This is a genomic window from Aquirufa sp. 5-AUSEE-100C1, assembly GCF_054558655.1.
This window is the reverse complement of record NZ_JBPXKO010000003.1, coordinates 536,374-556,313: the sequence shown is the minus strand read 5'-3', so window position 1 is coordinate 556,313 and position 19,940 is coordinate 536,374. Positions and strand designations below refer to the sequence as shown.

Genomic DNA, 19,940 nt, shown 5'->3' with positions numbered 1-19,940 from the left:
TATGCAAAGGTACATCAAAAAACCGAGCATAGCTTATTACATTTGAAAGTTCTTTCAAGACCATGCCCGTGAAACCGACACATATCAACCTGTTTTCTACTCTTTTTATCGTGTTATTCGCAATTCTTGGCTGTAATCCAGAACGCCAACTCAGCAAAAAAAGTCTCAAGTACTTTGAACGCGGGGAATACGAATTGGTCATCCAATTATTGAAACCGCAGGCCGACAAAAATACGCCCGGCGACAAAAGTGCCTACTGGGTAGCCGAATCTTATCGTCTTTCCAATCGAATTGGTCAGGCTCTTCCATATTATCAAAAAGCAAGCCAAATTGGCATTGAAGACCCCTTGATCAATTACCACATGGCCTTATCTGCCAAGTCAATGGGAAACTATGAGCTTTGCAAAACACTGTTGAATAAGTTCTTACAAAGCAAACCGAACCGCTTCTATCAAATAAAAGCCGAAATCGAGCTTGAAAACCTAGATAAAATTCCCGACTTACTGAAAAGCAAAAGTTCCGTAGCCCTATTCCCGTTGATGGGAAACACCTCCAAAACGGAATTCGCCGCACAGAAAATTGGCAATGAATTACTCTTTACAAGTTCGAGTAAGCCGCTTATCTATAAAAATAATGGACTGCCCTATTTGGGACTCTACAGTGCTCCGCTGCTGAAAGAAAATGAAATTAGTACCCCAAAACTTTTCAGCCAACAGCTTTATCAAGAAAATGCCAATGACGGTACCCCAGCTATTTCACATGATGGAAACACACTCGTTTTCGCGCGCGGCAACACCGGAAAAATCAAGGACCCTTCCCCAGATGTGGATCTCTACATCTCCAAGAAAAATGGAAATACATGGTCGGAGCCAGCATTGTTAGCCATATCTGATTCGTTAGCATGGGATGGAAGTCCCTGTTTTTCCGCAGATGACCGAACCTTGTATTTCAGCTCAAATCGTCGGGGAGGCAAAGGGGGTCTCGATTTATATCGCGTACCCATAGACAATTCGGGACGATTTGGAAGACCGATCAATCTAGGGTCTGTTATCAATACACCTGGCGATGAAATTTTCCCATATGTCAGTGAAAATGGCAAATTATATTTTTCTTCGGATGGACATCCAAGCATTGGAGGACTTGATTTATATGTGGCAAGTCGGAATGAAAACGAAATTGTTGTTGAACACCTAGGTAACCCGATGAACTCCATCGGCGATGATTTTGCCTTGCACATGTCTGACCCACTTTCCGGGTACATCAGTTCGAACCGTCCAGGTGGCCAGGGTGATGACGATATATACTATTTTAAATCAGCAGGCCAAGATGAACATTGGTGGACGGATGATACTACGAGCACAAAATCAGCAGAACCGCTCAAATCTGTGAACTACGCATTAGGCGTTCAAGTTGTACAGCCAGATGGGAAAGCGATTTCTAACGTTCAAATAAATGTTCGTCGGAATAATGAAACAAGCGAGGCACAAACAAGTGACAAAAACGGTCGCATTGAAACAATTAGCTTAAACCCGGGAGATGAAATCTTTTTCAAATTCGAAAAAGACGGATTTATTTCGGCTCGCTCAAGCTTCTCGATGGAAGGGCGCGAGATTCCGCAAGCGCTGCTAAAAAAGGCCGTTACGGATACGACATTCCAAGTTAAAATTGTGATGGATCAACCCGAAATAGGGAAAGAAATCAGTCAATTCTACCAGTTGAACTCAATCTACTACGATTTAGACAAATCAGACATTCGGTCAGATGCTGCAACTGAATTGGATAAAATTGTCAATTTCCTTCAGGATAATCCTCAAGTAAATCTTGAACTCGGCGCACACACGGATTCAAGAGCAACAGCTATTTACAATCAAAAACTTTCACAACGTCGGGCCGAATCGGCTGTGAAATACATCCTGCAACGAGGAATTTCGAAAGATCGAATTAAGCCGAAAGGGTATGGGGAGAGTCAATTAATAAATGAATGTGCTGACGGCGTAGATTGTCCGGAGGAAATGCACCAACAAAACCGTCGGACCGAGTTTAAAATAATTCAAATTAAGCAAGATTAATATGGGGAGCTATTTATTGAAAAATGGGCAGATTGTGAATGAAGGAACGATTCGTTCGAATGATCTTCGGATTAATAACGGACGAATCGAAAAAATAGCTCCAAGTATAAATCCCGAAGGAAATGAGCAGGTGATTGACCTACAAGGAAAGCATATTTTCCCGGGAATGATTGATGACCAAGTACATTTTCGGGAGCCAGGCTTAACCCACAAAGCAACGATCGCTAGTGAGGCGCGCGCGGCTGTAGCCGGAGGGGTAACTTCATTTATGGAAATGCCCAATACCGTTCCCAATGCCTTGACGCAGGAATTACTTGCCGACAAATATCACATTGCCCACGAAAGCTCCCTAGCAAATTATTCTTTTTTCATGGGTGCGGCCAATGATAATTTAGAAGAGGTTTTAAAGACCAACAAACGAAATGTTTGCGGAATTAAAATTTTCATGGGATCTAGTACCGGGAACATGTTGGTGGATAACACCAAAACACTGGAAACCCTATTTAGCTCCAGCGAATTGCTGATTGCCACGCATTGTGAAGATGAGGCAACTGTTAGAGCCCGACTGGAATTGTTCCGCGAAAAATATCCAACGGAAGATGCCCCTGCATTTATTCATCCGTTGATTCGAAATGAGGAAGCTTGCTACCTCTCTTCTTCAATGGCTGTAGAACTAGCTAAAAAATCAAATACGCGATTACACATTTTGCACATCAGCACAGAGGAGGAATTGGCCTTGTTTGAAACGGGCAAAGCGGTAAAGGATAAGCGCATCACAGCGGAAGCATGCGTGCATCATTTATGGTTTGAGGCATCAAGCTATGAGACATTGGGGAACCAAATTAAATGCAACCCTGCTATCAAAGATGCTAGACATCGCGCAGCCATTCGACAAGCATTACAGACCGGCGCAATTGATATCATCGCGACGGATCACGCTCCTCATACGTGGGAAGAAAAACAGCAAGGGTATTGGAAGTCCCCATCGGGATTACCTTTGGTACAGCACCCGCTGTTGATGCTCTTGGAAATGAGTCAAGAAGGTGTACTAAGCCTCACGCAAATCGCTGAAAAAACGGCGCATCATGTCGCTGAGTGTTTTCAAATAGAGGATCGCGGTTACATCCGTGAAGGGTATTGGGCAGATTTAGCGATCGTGGATGTAAGCCAAAAACAAATGGTCACGAAAGATTCCCTACAATACCAATGCGCATGGTCTCCATTAGAAGGGCATGAATTCCCAGCAAGTATTACGCATACCTTTGTCTCAGGACATTTGGCCTATGCAAACGGCGAATTTGATTTTTCTAAAAAAGGAGAGCGTTTGTTATTCAATCGCTAATTATAGAATATCATCAAAGAATACACGCATGTAAAATCCTAGGGATTGATTGTACAAGGACTTGGTGTCCGTAGCAATATTCATTAGACCCGATTGATATGTTAGTCCCAAGGATACAAAGTTTTGAGACACGATGCCAATTCCAACTTTGAATCCTAAATCCATCCGACGAATATCGCGCGAAAAACTCTCTCCGGTAGTAGAAGTCAACACATAAGTTCCTCGCTTGGCCGGATTTTCTGAACGAATATCATAGCTGGCATTGTCCCACAAGCCAATACCCAAATAGGGCCCACCCCAAATCGAGAAACCGCTGGCATATTCGGACACGGAGCCTAACTTAATTTCAAAATTTGGACTGACATCCAGATAGTTCAGAGAGAAATTTCTTTCGGTATAAGTTGAATCCGAAAAACTCGTTTTTCCATGAAAGCCCTTTTGAGAAAGTGTCAACTCGGGATTAAAGCTAACGCGCGAAGTAAGCGGATATTGAATACCGAATCCTGCTTCAAATGCCGGTTTAAAAAAATAAGTTTCTCCGGTAACCCCATCCCCTGTAAACCGAACCGATTTAGCTTCAAAATGAAAAATCTTTTTGGTACGACTTTTTTGAGCAAAAGCCGAGGAAGTGCCTACACATAAACACAAAAAAGCGAGAACAAAGTGCTTGACCATAAGGGTATTCTTTGAAATAATCAGCAATTTTAACCCATATTTGTGGAAACACCAACAAATTTTATTGAACTGAAGCGATTTATGCTAATTCGTGACACTAGCTTACTCCCCTATTTCCAACCCGATGGCATCGAAGCGGGGCTAGATGAGGCAGGCCGTGGCTGTTTGGCAGGGCCAGTCGTCGCTGCCGCAGTAATCCTACCCAAAGATTTTCATGATAAGTTATTGACCGACTCCAAGCAATTAAATGCAAAGCAGCGCCAAAAACTCATTGAAGTGGTGAAAACCTATGCCATCGATTATGCGATCGCGGAAGTTGACCACAAAACCATTGACCAAATCAATATTTATAAGGCCAGTGTTATGGCCATGCATCGAGCGGTGGATCAATTACAAACGAAGCCCGACCATTTATTGGTCGACGGAAATCGTTTCATCAGCTACCCATTTATTCAGCACACCTGTATAGTCAAAGGGGATTCCAAGTATTTTTCCATTGCGGCAGCCTCCATTTTGGCCAAAACCTATCGGGATGAATGGATGAAAAATGCGGCTTTAAAATACCCTGGCTACGGTTGGGAGCGAAATGCAGGCTATCCAACCATAGAACATCGCAAGGCCGTCCTAGCACTTGGCCCTACTGAAATTCACCGAACAACGTTTCGTGTGGAAATCAAAGAAAAAGACTAAATTAGGGGTCTATACTTATCAACAATGCGGAGCGCAATCCTATTAATCCTTTTGGTGATACTTTCGGTGCTACCCGAGAGCCTTTTCGCGCAATATGATTTGTATAAACCTGAACAAAAAACGAAGATTCAAGAATTTGCCGAAGAATTTAGCCGTCAACAAGCCCTCCGATACACGCGCAGTCAAACATTAGCAAAACAACAAGGAATAAAAATTATTGATCAAATTGGGGATAGAAAAATTACGCTCCAACAAATCAATGAACTCGGTGAAGCGCTCTATCTTGGCGTAGAATCCAACCAACGATCGGCTAAAATAACGCGCACGGATCAACTTTACGTTGGGGGTAGCTTAGGTCTTTCACTCAATGGGGATTTGGCAGCGATGGACGGGAAATTAGCCATTTGGGACGGAGGAAATGTTTTTGCCACGCATCAGGAGTTCGGCGGAAGAGTTAAGAATCTAGAATCTGGAACTGCCACGGATTTACATGCGACGCACGTAGCGGGAACAATGGTCGCAAGCGGTCAAATTGCCTCAGCGCGAGGAATGGCTTTCGGGGCAAGTTTGAAATCTTGGGACTACAATAACGATAATGCGGAAATCAGTTCTGCATCTCCTAACCTATTAATTAGTAACCACTCCTATGGTTATCAAGCCGGCTGGGTCTTTGATTCCTCCAAAAATAAATGGCAGTGGTGGGGGAATGATGCGATCAGTAACCTCGAAGATTATAAGTTCGGATATTATGACAGCAATGCGCAAGCACTTGATAAGATCGCCTTTAACGCCCCCTATTACCTCATTACAAAATCTGCCGGGAATAGTCGATCAGAGAATGGCCCTGATTTCACGAAGGGAGAATATTACCTATTAAAAAATACCAAAGATTCCTCAAACGTCGTTCGAGCCAAGAACGATGGATATGATATTATTTCAACGACGGGAACCGCAAAAAATATTTTAACCGTCGGCGCCATCGAGTCCATTAATCAAGCCCCAAATTTAGCCTCTGAAATTCGAGTAAGTAGTTTTTCATCTTGGGGCCCCACGGATGATGGCCGCATCAAACCCGACATCATGGGCGTCGGGACTGATGTTCTTTCTACAACCAATACCTCGAATGCGTCTTATTCAGCCTTGAATGGAACATCCATGTCGGCACCTAATGTAGGCGGCTCATTATTCTTATTGCAGCAATTATACCACCAACTTAACAGTGGTAAATTTATGCGTGCCGCCACCCTAAAAGGCCTCGTTATACATACTGCTATGGATTTTGGCCCAATAGGTCCTGATTATCAAAGTGGTTGGGGGCTTTTACACACAGAAAATGCCGCGAAGGTACTTCAAAACACCTCAAACACTCATGTAATCCGAGAACTAACGTTGATGAATGGCAGTTCATACTCGGAGAAATTGATTGCTTCAGGCACAGACATTATGACGGCAACCCTCTCATGGACGGATCCTGAGGGGAATGTATTACCGCTCATTGCGAGCTCATTGAATAATCGGACACCTCGTTTAGTCAATGACCTAGATATCAAAATCCAAGACAGTAAAGGCGTCTATTTGCCCTATACACTAAACCCGGAAGATCCCATTGCCTTGGCTAAGCCGGGCATAAACAGCCTGGATAATATTGAAAAAATCTTAATCCCTAATACTGTCCCGGGCGAAACCTATACGCTTACCATAACACACAAAGCGGTATTAAAGAACGGCCAGCAGGATTTTTCACTTATTGTGTCGGGGCTTGGTGGCAAAAGCTACTGCACGATAAATTCCTCGACACCAAAATCTCTCATTTCCAAATTTGTAAGTGACCTCAAACCCATTGCAAATACCTTAGACAGTACGGGTATAGGTATGCCAATCGAGCTAGGCGAAACAAAAACCGCTACTCTTCAATTTAGTAATACGATCGCGAAAAATATTCGCGCCCTAGTCGATTGGAATCAAGATGGGGATTTCGATGACACAGATGAACTTATCAGCGCGACGAATGACATTCGCTCAAGCGAGTTGGCCCTATCCATTAAAACATCGCAGACAAGTCAAATAGGACAACGATATAAATTGAGAATAATCTCTTCGCTGGACGGAATTTCGGGTAATTGCAACAGCATTACCAACGGCCAGGTTTTTGAGAGTACCGTTCAAATTACCCAGGCCTCCAACGACCTCGCTGCCGTAGGCCTTACCAGTAGCTCGGGTAGTTTTTGTCAAACAAATGGTAAAATTGGCGTGATTGCCCGCCTAAAAAACACAGGGTCTAAGGCACAAATCAATATTCCCATTGAGGTTTCAATTAGCTCGGCTGGGCAATTATTAGGTACTTTAAAAGGCACTCTTTCTCAAATTAAACCTGGCCAAGAAAAAGAATTAGCCTTACAAGGTGACGGAAATTTAGAGGCAGGAAAGAGCTACACGTTTGAGCTAAAAAATTTACTAGGAACAGACCAAAATGTTCAAAATAATTCGATTCAGCTGCTGGAAACGATTGAAAAACCTCAATCTCCGATCGCCCTTGGGACACAGTGTACCCCAGGAGCCTTAGTTAATTTAACCGCTTCGAGTGAGGGGGCCTTATGGTATTCCAACAATACATTGGCGGGCGCAGGGGCCAAAATCAGCCTGCCCGCATCAGCTACGTATACGGTGGCGCAGGCCGACTTCTCCGGCAGCCTTCAACCGAGTACCAAAGCGGCCTATGGCTCGGGGAGCTACTTTAATAATTTTGGCCCTGAACCCATCATTGAGGTTAAAAGCCCCATCGTATTAGAAAGTGCCAGAGTCTATGTGGGCACATCAGGAACAATCACCTTCAGTGTTTATAATAATAGTACAGGGGAATTAATTGCATCGGTATCCAAAGAAGTGGAAGCTACACGTACACAAAGTAATTTGACTCGCGTAGGTGGACAATTAATCGATGATAAAAATGACCCCGGACAAGTCATCTACCTAAACTTAGCTTTCCCCAAAGCTGGTACTTACCTTTTATCGCAAGCTTGTTCCAATGGAGCAAGTATTTTTCGCAGCAATCGGAGTTTGGCAGATACGGTGAATGCGCCGACCAACATAGGTTACCCCTATACGATTCCTAACATCTTATCCATCACAGGAGCTAAATTTAATGGTGCACCAATCACTTCGGGCTATTATTATTTCTATGACATGAAATTCAAATCCATTGGATGCCCGAGCCCAAGAGCGGCTATATCAGTAAGTTCAACTCCAAGCCCAAGCGTTAGCATTTCCCCTGCAGGTAGTTTAACCATTTGTTCAAGCGAGGAAAAATCGATCATTGCCAGCGTAAGTTCCAATGCAAGTATCCAATGGCTATTAAACGGAGCAGCCATCAATGGGGCCACACAACCCAATTTTACAGCAAACAAAGCGGGATTGTATCAAGCACAAGTTACGAACGGAAATTGCAGCAACTTAAGTGCAAGCTTGAATATCAAATATACCAATCCCCTACCTCCGTTAATCTCCTACTTGAATGGGGTGTTAACGAGTTCTCCTGGGGAAAAATTACAGTGGTACCTCAATGGAAATCTCATTCCGGGGGCTAATGCGGTTAATTACATGCCTACTGAATCCGGCAATTATTCCATCAAACTAACCGATGTAAATGGATGCCCCGTAACTTCTGATAATTACCGAGTAAGTATTTTGGCAAATGAGGAGAGAAACCCTTATTCACTCATTACAGCCTTTCCAAACCCAACTCAAAAGGAAATAATTTTAGGCCTCCCTGATGAAATACTCAACAATAGTCTACTAAAAGTACAGATTTGGAACATGCAAGGTCAATTAATTTGCGAGGAAAGGTATGCTCCCAAAGATCGAAAAATCAGTCTAGACCTTAGTCAGATTCCAAATGGAACCTACCTCATTCAGCTTCCCGAAATTCCCGAAGCACAAGGGATAAAGTTTGTTAAATTTTAACCAGGTATCGACCGTTTGTGTTAGCGGCCAACATCCCTTCGAGCGTTGATGGAACCTCCGCCAAGGAAATTTCGTGAACGAGGTCCGGAAGGTTTAAAGACCATTCATTCGCAATTTTATCCCAGAGAGACTTCTTATAAGCCAATGGAGAATCTGCTGAATAAATACCCAACATTCGAACACCACGCAGAATAAATGGATAGACCTGTAAGGGCAATTCAACACCCGCAGCCATCCCACAAACAGCGACTGCCCCCGCAAACTTCAAGCGTTTCACCACTTGAACCAAATAATCCCCACCCAAGGTATCAATGGCCCCGGCAAAATCCATGGAATATAAGGCACGCGGAGGTTCTTCAGCGAATTGTTGGCGCGAAATAACGCGTGATGCACCAGCGGCGATTAACCGAGATTCTAGTTCCGGTTTCCCACTTAATGCGACCACAGAATAACCTAAATGGTTTAGTAGCTTAATGCTCATCATACCCACGCCACCCGTAGCGCCAGTGACAAGAATCTCGCCTCGGTCTGGGGTAATTTGATTGGAAATTAATGCATCTACTGCCATCGCCGCGGTTAAGCCCGCCGTCCCCCATTGCATCGCTACATTTGAATTGAGACCCGCAGGAAGTTCAATGACCCACTCGGCTGGCACGCGAATTAATTCCGATAAGCCACCATGCGTATTCATACCTAAATCAAAACCCGTAACTAAAACGCGTGTGCCTTTGGCAAAATGCCCGGAAAGATCTTCTTCTACAATTCCTGCAGCATCGATACCCGGAATATGAGGGAAATTACGTGTAATCCCCTTGTGTCCGCTGGCCGATAAAGCATCCTTATAATTCAACGAGGAATATTCGACACGAATTAATACCGGATGCGCAGGCAAAAAAGAAATATCCAGTGATTGGACTTGAGTATGCGCTTTACCGTCGGGATTAATTTCCGTTAAAAGGGCACGAAAAGAAGACATAGTATTAAGGTTTGCCCCAGAAGAAAATCATCCGAGGAGAAGTTTGCGCATCAAACTTAGCTAAAGTATAATCTCCGACCAAATTCATGAAATACAATCCCGCAGCTTCCGCATAGCCAAGAAAATCATCTTTCGAAATCAGCTCCACTTTTTCCTGAAAAGAATAGGACTGTCCTTGGTCTTCAAAGGTAATCGACTTATATAAGAACCCTTTTTCCTCCCAGCGCTTAACGTGAAAATCAATTCCACCCTGATGCACCGTTTCTTCAGGCACAAGATTTGCCAGGATATAGGTCGGATTTAAAAAATCCATCACTAACGTACCCTGAGATTTCAATCCACCTGCAAAAGTTTGAAATGACCGCGCATTATCTACAGGATCATCGAAATACCCAAAACTGGTAAAAAAATTAAATACAACGTCGTATTGCCCCTGACGAGGCAATGGCTCCCGAATATCATGAACGAAAAAACGAAGCTGTTCATTGGCGAGTTTGTTGGCCTCCTCAATATTACTCGGTGACAAGTCAAATGCATCTACCTGTAAACCAAGCTGTTGTAATGTCCGAGCATGACGGCCCTTTCCGCAAGCCGCATCTAAAACATGTGCTCCCGCTGGAATGGAAAGATGTGTTTGCAAAGCGCGAATAAATTGTTCGGCTTCGCGATCGTCCCGACTCGCGTAAAGAATGTGATAATAGGGAGAATCAAACCATGTACTAAACCAATCTGCCTTCTCCATTATTTTCGTAACTCGACATTCGCTAAAAAATCCTGATAGGCCAAACGAATACCTTCAGCTAATTCAATGGAATGTTTCCAACCCAATTGGTGTAATTTTGAAACGTCCATCAATTTCCTGGGTGTACCATCGGGTTTCGAAACATCCCAACGAATCTCTCCGTCAAACCCGACAATTTCTTTGACCGTTTCGGCTAATTCTTTAATCGTAACATCAACCCCCGTTCCGATGTTCACTAATTCAGGATCGCTGTAATTTTCCATTATGAAAAGACAGGCCTCCGCTAAATCATCGGCATATAAAAACTCCCGCATCGGCGAACCCGTGCCCCAAAGTTCCATGCTCGAATCCCCACGTTCTTTCGCCTCATGGAATTTGCGAATCATCGCCGGTAAAACATGTGAATTTTGGAGGTCATAGTTATCATTCGGGCCATATAAATTAGTTGGCATCACCGAAATAAAATCACAGCCATATTGGGCACGATAGGCCTCACACATCTTAATTCCTGCAATTTTGGCTATGGCGTAGGGCTCATTGGTTGGCTCTAAATATCCACTCAACAGATACGACTCCTTCAAGGGTTGAGGCGCCATTTTGGGGTAAATACACGATGAGCCCAGGAACATTAATTTGCTGACATTATTTAAATGCGCGGCATGTATGACGTTGTTTTGTATCGCCAAATTCTCATACAAAAAATCCGCGCGATAGGTATTATTCGCTACAATTCCTCCCACTTTAGCGGCCGCTAAAAAGACATAATCGGGTTTTTCAGCTTGAAAGAAATCCGCTACGGCCTGTTGATTCCGCAAATCTAATTCTTTCGAAGTTCGAACGATAATTTGCTGATAACCATGCGCTTTCAATTGACGAACTATGGCAGAGCCCACCATTCCGCGGTGTCCGGCTACGTATATTTTTGCTTCCTTTTTCAATGCTTGTATAATCTTGGAGGTAAACCTCGTGAAAAACCTTGCAAAAATACATAAACTACCCTAGCTAATCATTTAAATTCCTATTTTTGAGAAATATTTTTGGGCGATGTACGTTCCTACCTGGCATGAAATTAAATAAATTGCTTTTTCTTGGCTTGTGTTTGATGGGCTTAAAAGTTTATAGCCAAACGGAATCTGTCAAGTCAAACAAGAAACCCTTGATTGATACGACTAACCAAAAAGGCTTTTTGGGTGGACGTTTAAGCACGGGCTTAGAAGGCACCTTGGAAGAAGCTAAAAAAATAAGGTCGGAGGGAAAAGCGCTCATAGAAGACCTTGGGATAAAAAACTTAGGCATCAAAGCAAGCATGTTAGCTCGGCGCACAGCTAAGAAAAGCCCTCCCAAAGACGAATATGCGCAGATAAAAACCGAAAGACGTCTTGGGAGCTATGGGAGTGGAACACGCAATACGCTGGAAGAAATTAATGTAGTCAAATATGTCGAGGACGAGGCAATTAGCCGGTATGTGTCCGAAATTTGGTGGTTTGACCCAGCTCAATCGCGCATCGTAACGGGATCACTGAAAGACAATAGCTCAGCCCAAATATGCCATGGCCCCTTTAGACGTATTATCAATCAAAATATTCAAGAGCAAGGCTTTTTTTACATGGGTGCCAAAGATGGCCGCTGGGAAACCTATGGGCCAGATGGCGAATTAATCAACAAGCAATATTTTAGCCGAGGCTTCCCGGTCGAGTCGAAAATTAGCTTTTACGATTCCGAACAAAAAAAGATTCAAGAAATAACTCCCGTCGTTTTCGGCAAGATTCGCGGGCAATACCGAGCATTTTATCCAAGTGGAAATGTGAAGGAAGAGGGGATGTTAGACGACAGCGTTCGCGTGGGTCGCTGGCGCGAATATTACGAATTTGGGAATGGCGGGCGCTTGAAAAAAGAATGGCGTTATGGGAAAGACAAATTCGACACTCAAGAACCTGAATTAATTCAGGAAAGGGACCCACAGGGGAAAATTATATTCCAACAAAAAGCTACCTTAGATTAATGATAAGGCTGATCATTATTTTTTGGAATGTGTTAGTTAGTGTAGCACCATCATCTCAACCGGAGAGTCAATACGTGAATCCGTTACATGGATATCACATGCAGGCTAAATCAGTGGATGCGGATTCACCTGCATTTTCCCAACTTAAAAGCGATATTAGTAGCGATTCAGATGATACAGAAGATAGTGATGATGAAACAAAAGATGCGGCATGCATAAATAAAATTCAGAGGACACTAACAGAAATGCGCCAATCGCAAAAATTAAAAGTGCAATACGAATATTTTTCTAAATTGAGTCAAGGACATATTACCCCAATTGTCCCTCCGCCCGATATTTAAGGTAAAGAACCCGTTTATTGTTAACACCTTAAAAACTTTATAATGAATTATCAAACGTACCTTAAATCCCTAATTGCAGGGGATTGGAAATCAGGCATAGCCGTATTTTTAGTGGCCTTGCCCCTTTGCCTTGGAATTGCTTTAGCTTCTGGAGCTCCCTTGATGGCAGGCTTAGTCGCTGGAATAATCGGGGGTGTCTTAGTCTCTCTACTTTCAGGCTCCGAATTATCCGTAAGTGGCCCCGCTGCCGGATTAACCATTATCGTTGCCACAGCCATTAACGATTTAGGTAGCTTTGCTGGATTTTTAATCGCAGTCATCATGGCTGGAATCATTCAAATCATTTTAGGACTCTTAAAAATGGGTAAAATTGGTGGATTTTTCCCATCATCTGTGATTCGAGGCATGTTGGTAGCCATTGGAATTGTGATAATACTGAAACAAATACCACATGCCTTTGGGGATGACTTAGACTTCTTTGGGGAATTCGAATTTTCCCAAATTGCAGATGGCCAAAATACCTTCACAGAATTGATTAATTCATTGGGAGACATTAAACTAGGGGCGATGATCATTTCCATTTTGGGTCTTGTCACGCTCTTTTTGTGGACAGGCTTAGCCCAGCGTGTACGTTGGATGCAAGCACTTCCAGCATCTCTTATTGTTGTACTCTTAGGAGTCCTTTTAAATTTTGCTTTTCAAATCTTTATCCCTGAATGGTATTTAGGTAATTCCAGTAGCCACATGGTGAACCTTCCCATTTTCGGAAATGTGAATGAAATTGTTTCTGGCCTCATTAGCCCTGATTGGAGTTTCCTAACAAATCCCAAAGTATACAGCATAGCCATTACTCTCGCAATCGTAGCTTCTTTGGAAAGTCTGCTCTCATTAGAAGCCACCGAGGCTTTAGATCCCCAAAAACAAATTGCTTCCGCTAACCGGGAATTAATCGCTCAAGGCGTTGGGAATATTACGAGTGGCCTATTAGGTGGACTACCGATTACCTCGGTAATCGTTCGCTCATCCACCAACATTTATGCGGGTGGCAAAACGCGTATGTCCGGATTTGTTCATGGAGTCCTCCTTCTTGTTGCAGTCATTGCCCTACCCATGTATTTGAATCATATTCCATTGGCTTGCCTTGCGAGTATATTACTCTATACGGGATATAAATTAGCTCACCCCAAGGAATTCAAAAAGGTGATTTCTGAGGGATGGAAACAATGGCTACCCTTCCTTGTCACAATAGCCGTCGTCGTGGGCGTTGATTTATTGTGGGGTATTTTCATTGGGACGGTTGTTGGGCTGATCTTCGTAATCATTACCAATTATTCTTCGGTTTTCTCCGTATTTAATAATGGGAATGAGGTATTAATAAAATTCCAGAAAGATGTCACATTTCTACATAAAATGTCTCTAAAAGAAACCCTAAGAAAAATACCTCAAGGTTCTGAGGTATTTATTGATATTTCTAAAGTACATTTCATGGACCATGACATCAATCTATTAATCCAAGAGTTTATAGCTACCGCTCATGAACGAGGAATCGAAGCAGATCTAAAAAAGAAATAAAATGAAAGAATATAAAAAATTACTGCTAAGTAATAAAGCTTGGGCCAGCGAACGGCTAGAATTAGATGCCAGCTATTTTGATAATTTATCGAAAGAGCAAAATCCCTTATTTCTTTGGATTGGTTGTGCCGACAGTCGGGTACCCGCAGAAGAAATCACGCATGCAGATCCAGGGGATATTTTTGTGCATCGAAATGTGGCAAATATGGTCGTACATACCGACATCAATTTATTGTCGGTTCTCCAATATGCCGTCGAGGTTTTGGAAGTAAAACACATCATCGTTTGTGGACATTACAATTGCGGAGGAGTTAAGGCCGCCATGTCAAATCATGATTTTGGCTTAATTAACAAGTGGTTGCGAAATATCAAAGAAGTCTATGAAAAACACTTTGATCAGCTTCATGATATTAAAGATGAAGAGTTGCGCTTCAACAAATTAGTTGAGATAAATGTGGCAGAGCAGATACAAAATCTAGCCAAAACAACCATTGTTCAAAAAGCATGGGCGAATCGACAATTCCCTCATTTACATGGCTGGGTTTTTGATATACACCACGGAGAAATTAAGGAAATCATTAATATAAACGCGGGCGAATGGGAAAGCCCGGTATTTAAATACGAATTTTAATTCCCCCCGCTAAGCTTTGGCAATCCTTCTTATTGGTTTGCCAAAGCTTGCGTGGAAACGCGAGAAACGCGCTCAATTAACTTACAAATTCGTCTTGATTTTTAACTCATCTAATTGCGCCTGCGCTAGTGGAGATGGCGAATCAATCATCACATCACGACCCGCATTATTTTTCGGGAAGGCAATGTAATCACGAATCGATTCCGTTCCTCCGAACAGCGAACAAAGTCGGTCGAAACCAAAGGCCAAACCACCATGTGGCGGCGCACCGTATTCAAATGCGTCCAACAAGAAACCAAATTGAGCTTTCGCCTCCTCCTCGCTAAAGCCTAATACCTCGAACATTTTCGATTGTAAATCCTTTTGGAAAATACGAATGGAACCTCCGCCCACTTCCACACCGTTCACGACTAAATCATAAGCATTCGCACGAACTTTTCCGAACTCACCCGCCTCCATCAACGGAATATCCTCTGGTTTTGGACTCGTGAAGGGATGGTGCATGGCGAACCAACGGTCCTCTTCTTCACCGTACTCCAACAAAGGGAAATCAACAACCCAATGAACTTTATAATTGTTTGGATCACGCAATCCCATGCGTGTACCCATTTCTAAACGCAACTCGTTCAATTGCTTGCGAACTTTGTCACCATCTCCCGAAAGAACCAAAATCAAATCTCCCGGTTCCGCTTGGAAAGCCGATGCCCAAGTCGCTAAATCAGACTCAGAATAAAACTTATCCACCGATGATTTTACAACGCCGTCCGGCTGAACACGCGCATAAATCAATCCCTTAGCCCCAATTTGTGGTCGGCGAACAAAATCCGTCAACTCATCCAGCTGCTTACGAGTGTACTCCGCAGCACCTTTCACACAAATACCCACGACCGTGTTGGCCGCATCAAAAACTTGGAAATCCTTCCCTGAAGTCAAATCAACGCCCTCTCCTTTCAACTCAACAAACTTCATATCAAAACGGATATCCGGCTTGTCTGACCCATAATATTTCATGGCATCCGCATAGGTCATGCGAGGAACTTCACCGATATCTAAGCCTTTCACCGACGAGAACAAATGACGGATCAAGCCCTCGAACATATTTAAAATATCCTCTTGCTCTACAAACGACATTTCGCAGTCGATCTGCGTAAACTCCGGTTGACGATCTGCACGCAAATCCTCGTCACGGAAACACTTCACAATTTGATAGTAACGATCAAAACCGGATACCATCAACAACTGCTTGAAGGTTTGTGGCGATTGTGGCAAGGCATAAAATTCACCCGGATTCATCCGAGATGGAACCACAAAATCACGCGCACCTTCTGGTGTCGACTTAATCAACACCGGTGTTTCTACTTCAATAAAATCTTGCTTATCTAAATAATTGCGCACTTCACGACCTACCTGATGACGTAAACGAAGGCTCTCGCGAATTGGGTTACGACGCAAATCCAAATAACGGTATTTCATGCGGATATCATCCCCGCCGTCCGTTTCATCTTCAATTAAGAAAGGGGGCAATTTCGCTGGATTTAAAATGCGCAAATTGCTCACTTTAATCTCCACATCCCCAGTAGGCAACTTGTCATTTTTCGCTAAACGCTCTACGACCAAACCTTCTGCGGCTACGACAAACTCACGTCCTAAACCACGGGCTAAAGCCAAAGCGGCAGGATCCGACTTCCCTTCCTCCAACATTAATTGGGTGATGCCATAACGATCGCGCAAGTCGATCCAAAGCATACCACCCTTATCACGTGTTTTTTGAACCCAACCACATAAAGTGACTGTTTGGCCCACGTGCTCCATTCTCAATTCGCCGTTCGTGTGTGTACGTAACATAGTTTATTATAAAAATTCGTGCAAAATTACGGAAAAGAGTATGTAGTGTAAAACATTTACTCGTTTATTCTTATTTAGTTAATTTCACACAAAAATTAATCGCCTTGTCAACTGTCGGTATCGTCGGATCTGGAATTGGGGGAATCGCCTTTGCGATTCGCATGCAACTACTTGGACATTCAGTAACTGTTTTTGAAGCGAATGAACGAGCAGGAGGTAAATTAGGGCTGCTCAACTTAAATGGATATCGGTTCGATACGGGTCCGTCCCTATTTACCATGCCGCAATTGGTGGACGAATTGTTCGAGTTGGCCGGTAAAAATCCGCGCGATTATTTCAATTACCAAAGACTCCCAGAAATTTGCAATTACTTTTGGGACGACCAAACGCGTCTTAAAACCGTACAAGACCCCGCGGAAACTGCGCAATTAATGGCTGAGGCTTTGGGAGAGGATGCGCAGAACATCCACCAATACCTGATTCAAGCCGGCGAAAAGTACAATATTGTTAGTGATCTGTTTTTGGATGATTCTTTGCATAAGTTGCGTACATGGACAAGTCCAAAAGCACTGCGAGGTTATGCGAATTTGCATAAATTGGGCTTATTCCAAACCATGCACCAAGCGCATAAATCGCGCTTTAAAAACCCGAAAACGGTCCAACTTTTCGATCGATATGCAACTTACAATGGCTCGGACCCCTATCAGACACCTGCGACCCTTTCCATTATTCCACACCTAGAGTATAACCTTGGTGCCTATTTCCCAAAGGGAGGCATGATTGAGATTCCGAATTCTTTGGTTCGATTGGCCAAGGACTTGGGGGTAAATTTTCACCTCAATGAGAAAGTCGACAACATTTTAACCGATGGCCAAAAAGCCACAGGCATTCAAACGGCGAAAGGGAAATACGATTTTGATATTATCGGTTGCAATTCTGACATTCGACCGTCCTATGACAATTTGCTGACTAATATCGAAAGACCTACGAAATTATTGTCCCAGCCAAAATCGAGCTCGGGCGTTATATTCTATTGGGGAATAAATCGGACTTTTGAGGAATTGGGAGTACACAATATCTTTTTCTCTAAAAATTATCAGGCGGAATTCGATGCGATATTTAAGGAAAATACGCTTTTCGACGATCCGACAGTCTACCTACATATTTCGAATAAAGTCGCTCCCGAGGATGCCCCTAAAGGAGGGGAAAACTGGTTTTTATTAATCAATGCACCCGCGAATTCAGGGCAGGACTGGGATGATTTGATTCAAAAATGTCGCCAACAGGTCATTGCCAAAATCAACCGAGTACTCGGAATCCAGTTGGAGGACCACCTAGTCGCCGAAGATTATTTAGATCCGCGGCGCATTGAATCGAGAACCTCGTCTTCCGGTGGGGCGCTCTATGGTAACTCGTCAAACAATAAATTTGCGGCCTTTTTGAGACACCCGAATTACCGGCCAGCCATACAGAATATGTATTGGTTTGGGGGCAGCGTTCACCCGGGCGGAGGAATTCCACTTTGCTTGAGTTCAGCGAAAATTGCCACCAAGCTTTTTCAAGAAAATGCGTAATTTCGCAGCAAACAATTAAGATTATGATTCAAAGACCCCAAACAATTTTTATGTCCCTGGTACTTATTGCCAATTGTCTCGCATCTTCCGGTTGGACGATTTGGACGAAAATCGGACAAACAGGACAAAAAGTGGAATTATTTGCGAACAAATGGACGCTCGTTCAAACGGGAAATACCGTAACCGAAAATAGCAGTATTGCGATTATCATCCTTTTGACCTTATCGACGATCATCACGCTTGTGACCATTTTCTCTTTCAAGAATCGAATTCGTCAAATGATGTTGGGCTTAATTAATTCCTTGCTATTAGCCGGGGCGATGGGATATTCTTTCTGGGTAATTTTCAAGGAAGCGATGCCTAACTTTGAGCCCGAGGCACAAGGACAATATGGTGTTGGATTTTACGCGATGGTGGTGTCTTTATTGGCCAACATGATTGCGAACCGCTTAGTTCGCAAGGACGAAATGCTCGTGCAATCGTCCAATCGCATGCGTTAAGATTAAACGATACCCTCTTTTAACAGGTCGTGGAGATGTACAAATCCCACGGCCTTTTTATTTTCTGTCACCACTAATTGGGTGATGTTTTTAGATTGCATGATGGCTAATGCCTCTGTGGCAAAAGCATCCGATTCGATCGTTTTCGGGGTGCGATTCATCATATCGTCCAATTGGATTTCGGACCAGTTACTGTGATTCTCCAACATACGACGCACGTCACCATCGGTTATAATACCAATAAGTTGATTTTCTGCATCGACCACGGCTGTGGCGCCTAAACGCTTAGAGCTGATTTCGTGGATAGCTTCTTGAATGCTGGCATTCGGTGAGATAACTGGAAATTCGTGTTGTGGATAGATATCGCTCACCTTCAGATACATACGCTTACCCAATGCACCGCCTGGGTGGTATTTGGCGAAATCTTGTGCGGTAAATCCTTTGCACTCCAACAAACAAACTGCTAGCGCATCGCCCAAGGCAAGGGCTACCGTTGTGGAAGTCGTAGGTGCCAAATTCATCAAATCCGCTTCTTGTTCGGCGAGTGCGTGTAGGATAAAATCGGCTTGTTGGCCCAAATAGGATTGCTTATTCGAAACCATTGCGATCAAGGAAACCCCTGTACGCTTGATTAAGGGAACTAAAACTTTGATTTCGGGGGTGTCCCCTGACTTTGAAATACAAATCACGGAATCACCCGCTTGAATCATTCCCAAATCCCCGTGAATAGCATCAGCGGCGTGCATGAATAAGGCGGGTGTGCCTGTCGAATTCATGGTGGCAACGATTTTTTGAGCGATGATGGCTGATTTACCGATCCCCGTAAAGACGATGCGGCCGCTGCTAGCGAGTAAATGTTCCACACAGGCCTCAAAATCCGAATCAATTCCCTCACTTACGCGCAGTATTGCCTCCGCTTCTTGGCTTAAAACTTTTTTTGCTGTGCTTTGAATATTTTTGCTTAATTTCAATGTTAGTAAGATTTTGGGAACCCACAAAGATAACCAATTCTTATGCAATA

At 43.4% G+C, this 19,940-nt stretch carries 16 protein-coding genes; 10 read left to right on the top strand and 6 right to left on the bottom strand.

What is annotated here, in order from left to right:
• Positions 1 to 110: 110 nt before the first annotated feature.
• Positions 111 to 2,069, top strand: a complete 1,959-nt coding sequence (locus ACMH5P_RS09525; protein ID WP_459494136.1) for an OmpA family protein — start codon at positions 111 to 113, stop codon at positions 2,067 to 2,069.
• Between the two features lies 1 nt (position 2,070).
• The gene (locus ACMH5P_RS09520) at positions 2,071 to 3,411 is read left to right on the top strand and encodes a dihydroorotase (protein WP_459494135.1); all 1,341 of its coding nucleotides are present in this window, start codon (positions 2,071 to 2,073) and stop codon (positions 3,409 to 3,411) included.
• Here ACMH5P_RS09520 and ACMH5P_RS09515 read toward each other — a convergent pair whose 3' ends face one another.
• On the bottom strand, positions 3,412 to 4,086 hold the full coding sequence (locus ACMH5P_RS09515) for an outer membrane beta-barrel protein (RefSeq protein ID WP_459494134.1): 675 nt from the start codon (positions 4,084 to 4,086) through the stop codon (positions 3,412 to 3,414).
• Positions 4,087 to 4,167: 81 nt separating this feature from the next.
• Here ACMH5P_RS09515 and ACMH5P_RS09510 point away from each other — a divergent pair, with 81 nt between their 5' ends.
• Positions 4,168 to 4,776, top strand: coding sequence for a ribonuclease HII (locus ACMH5P_RS09510; RefSeq protein ID WP_459494209.1), 609 nt, complete (start codon positions 4,168 to 4,170; stop codon positions 4,774 to 4,776).
• A 24-nt stretch (positions 4,777 to 4,800) separates the two neighbouring features.
• Positions 4,801 to 8,736 (top strand): S8 family serine peptidase, encoded by a 3,936-nt coding sequence (locus ACMH5P_RS09505; RefSeq protein WP_459494133.1) that lies wholly within the window; start codon positions 4,801 to 4,803, stop codon positions 8,734 to 8,736.
• Here ACMH5P_RS09505 and ACMH5P_RS09500 read toward each other — a convergent pair.
• Genes ACMH5P_RS09500 through fcl form a run of 3 tightly spaced genes read right to left on the bottom strand, consistent with a single transcriptional unit; the run spans position 8,726 to position 11,392 of the window.
• On the bottom strand, positions 8,726 to 9,712 hold the full coding sequence (locus ACMH5P_RS09500) for a YhdH/YhfP family quinone oxidoreductase (RefSeq protein WP_459494132.1): 987 nt from the start codon (positions 9,710 to 9,712) through the stop codon (positions 8,726 to 8,728). The genes ACMH5P_RS09505 and ACMH5P_RS09500 overlap by 11 nt on opposite strands.
• Before the next feature lie 4 nt (positions 9,713 to 9,716).
• Entirely contained in the window at positions 9,717 to 10,454 is a 738-nt protein-coding gene (locus ACMH5P_RS09495) for a class I SAM-dependent methyltransferase (RefSeq protein WP_459494131.1), read from the bottom strand.
• Complete coding sequence (gene fcl, locus ACMH5P_RS09490) at positions 10,454 to 11,392, bottom strand: GDP-L-fucose synthase (protein ID WP_459494130.1); 939 nt, start codon at positions 11,390 to 11,392, stop codon at positions 10,454 to 10,456. The genes ACMH5P_RS09495 and fcl overlap by 1 nt, the downstream gene beginning before the upstream one ends.
• 125 nt (positions 11,393 to 11,517) lie before the next feature.
• On the opposite strand from fcl, the gene ACMH5P_RS09485 reads away from it, so the two are divergent.
• The 4 genes from ACMH5P_RS09485 (at position 11,518) to ACMH5P_RS09470 (ending at position 15,000) form a co-directional block, all read left to right on the top strand.
• The gene (locus ACMH5P_RS09485) at positions 11,518 to 12,456 is read left to right on the top strand and encodes a toxin-antitoxin system YwqK family antitoxin (protein WP_459494129.1); all 939 of its coding nucleotides are present in this window, start codon (positions 11,518 to 11,520) and stop codon (positions 12,454 to 12,456) included.
• A 98-nt stretch (positions 12,457 to 12,554) separates the two neighbouring features.
• Positions 12,555 to 12,797, top strand: a complete 243-nt coding sequence (locus tag ACMH5P_RS09480) for a hypothetical protein (RefSeq protein WP_459494128.1) — start codon at positions 12,555 to 12,557, stop codon at positions 12,795 to 12,797.
• 42 nt (positions 12,798 to 12,839) lie between these two features.
• Positions 12,840 to 14,369: a SulP family inorganic anion transporter gene (locus ACMH5P_RS09475; protein ID WP_459494127.1), complete on the top strand. Its 1,530-nt coding sequence runs from the start codon at positions 12,840 to 12,842 to the stop codon at positions 14,367 to 14,369.
• A gap of 1 nt (position 14,370) precedes the next feature.
• Entirely contained in the window at positions 14,371 to 15,000 is a 630-nt protein-coding gene (locus tag ACMH5P_RS09470; RefSeq protein ID WP_459494126.1) for a carbonic anhydrase, read from the top strand.
• Between the two features lie 81 nt (positions 15,001 to 15,081).
• On the opposite strand, the gene aspS is transcribed toward ACMH5P_RS09470, so the two are convergent.
• The gene (aspS, locus tag ACMH5P_RS09465) at positions 15,082 to 16,845 is read right to left on the bottom strand and encodes an aspartate--tRNA ligase (protein ID WP_459494125.1); all 1,764 of its coding nucleotides are present in this window, start codon (positions 16,843 to 16,845) and stop codon (positions 15,082 to 15,084) included.
• Positions 16,846 to 16,949: 104 nt separating this feature from the next.
• Between aspS and crtD the strand changes: the two genes are divergently transcribed.
• Together crtD and ACMH5P_RS09455 are read left to right on the top strand one after the other, a co-directional pair.
• On the top strand, positions 16,950 to 18,419 hold the full coding sequence (gene crtD / locus ACMH5P_RS09460) for a 1-hydroxycarotenoid 3,4-desaturase CrtD (protein WP_459494124.1): 1,470 nt from the start codon (positions 16,950 to 16,952) through the stop codon (positions 18,417 to 18,419).
• A 23-nt stretch (positions 18,420 to 18,442) separates the two neighbouring features.
• On the top strand, positions 18,443 to 18,919 hold the full coding sequence (locus ACMH5P_RS09455; RefSeq protein WP_459494123.1) for a DUF4293 domain-containing protein: 477 nt from the start codon (positions 18,443 to 18,445) through the stop codon (positions 18,917 to 18,919).
• 2 nt (positions 18,920 to 18,921) lie between these two features.
• On the opposite strand, the gene ACMH5P_RS09450 is transcribed toward ACMH5P_RS09455, so the two are convergent.
• Complete coding sequence (locus ACMH5P_RS09450; RefSeq protein ID WP_459494122.1) at positions 18,922 to 19,890, bottom strand: KpsF/GutQ family sugar-phosphate isomerase; 969 nt, start codon at positions 19,888 to 19,890, stop codon at positions 18,922 to 18,924.
• Positions 19,891 to 19,940: the final 50 nt, after the last annotated feature.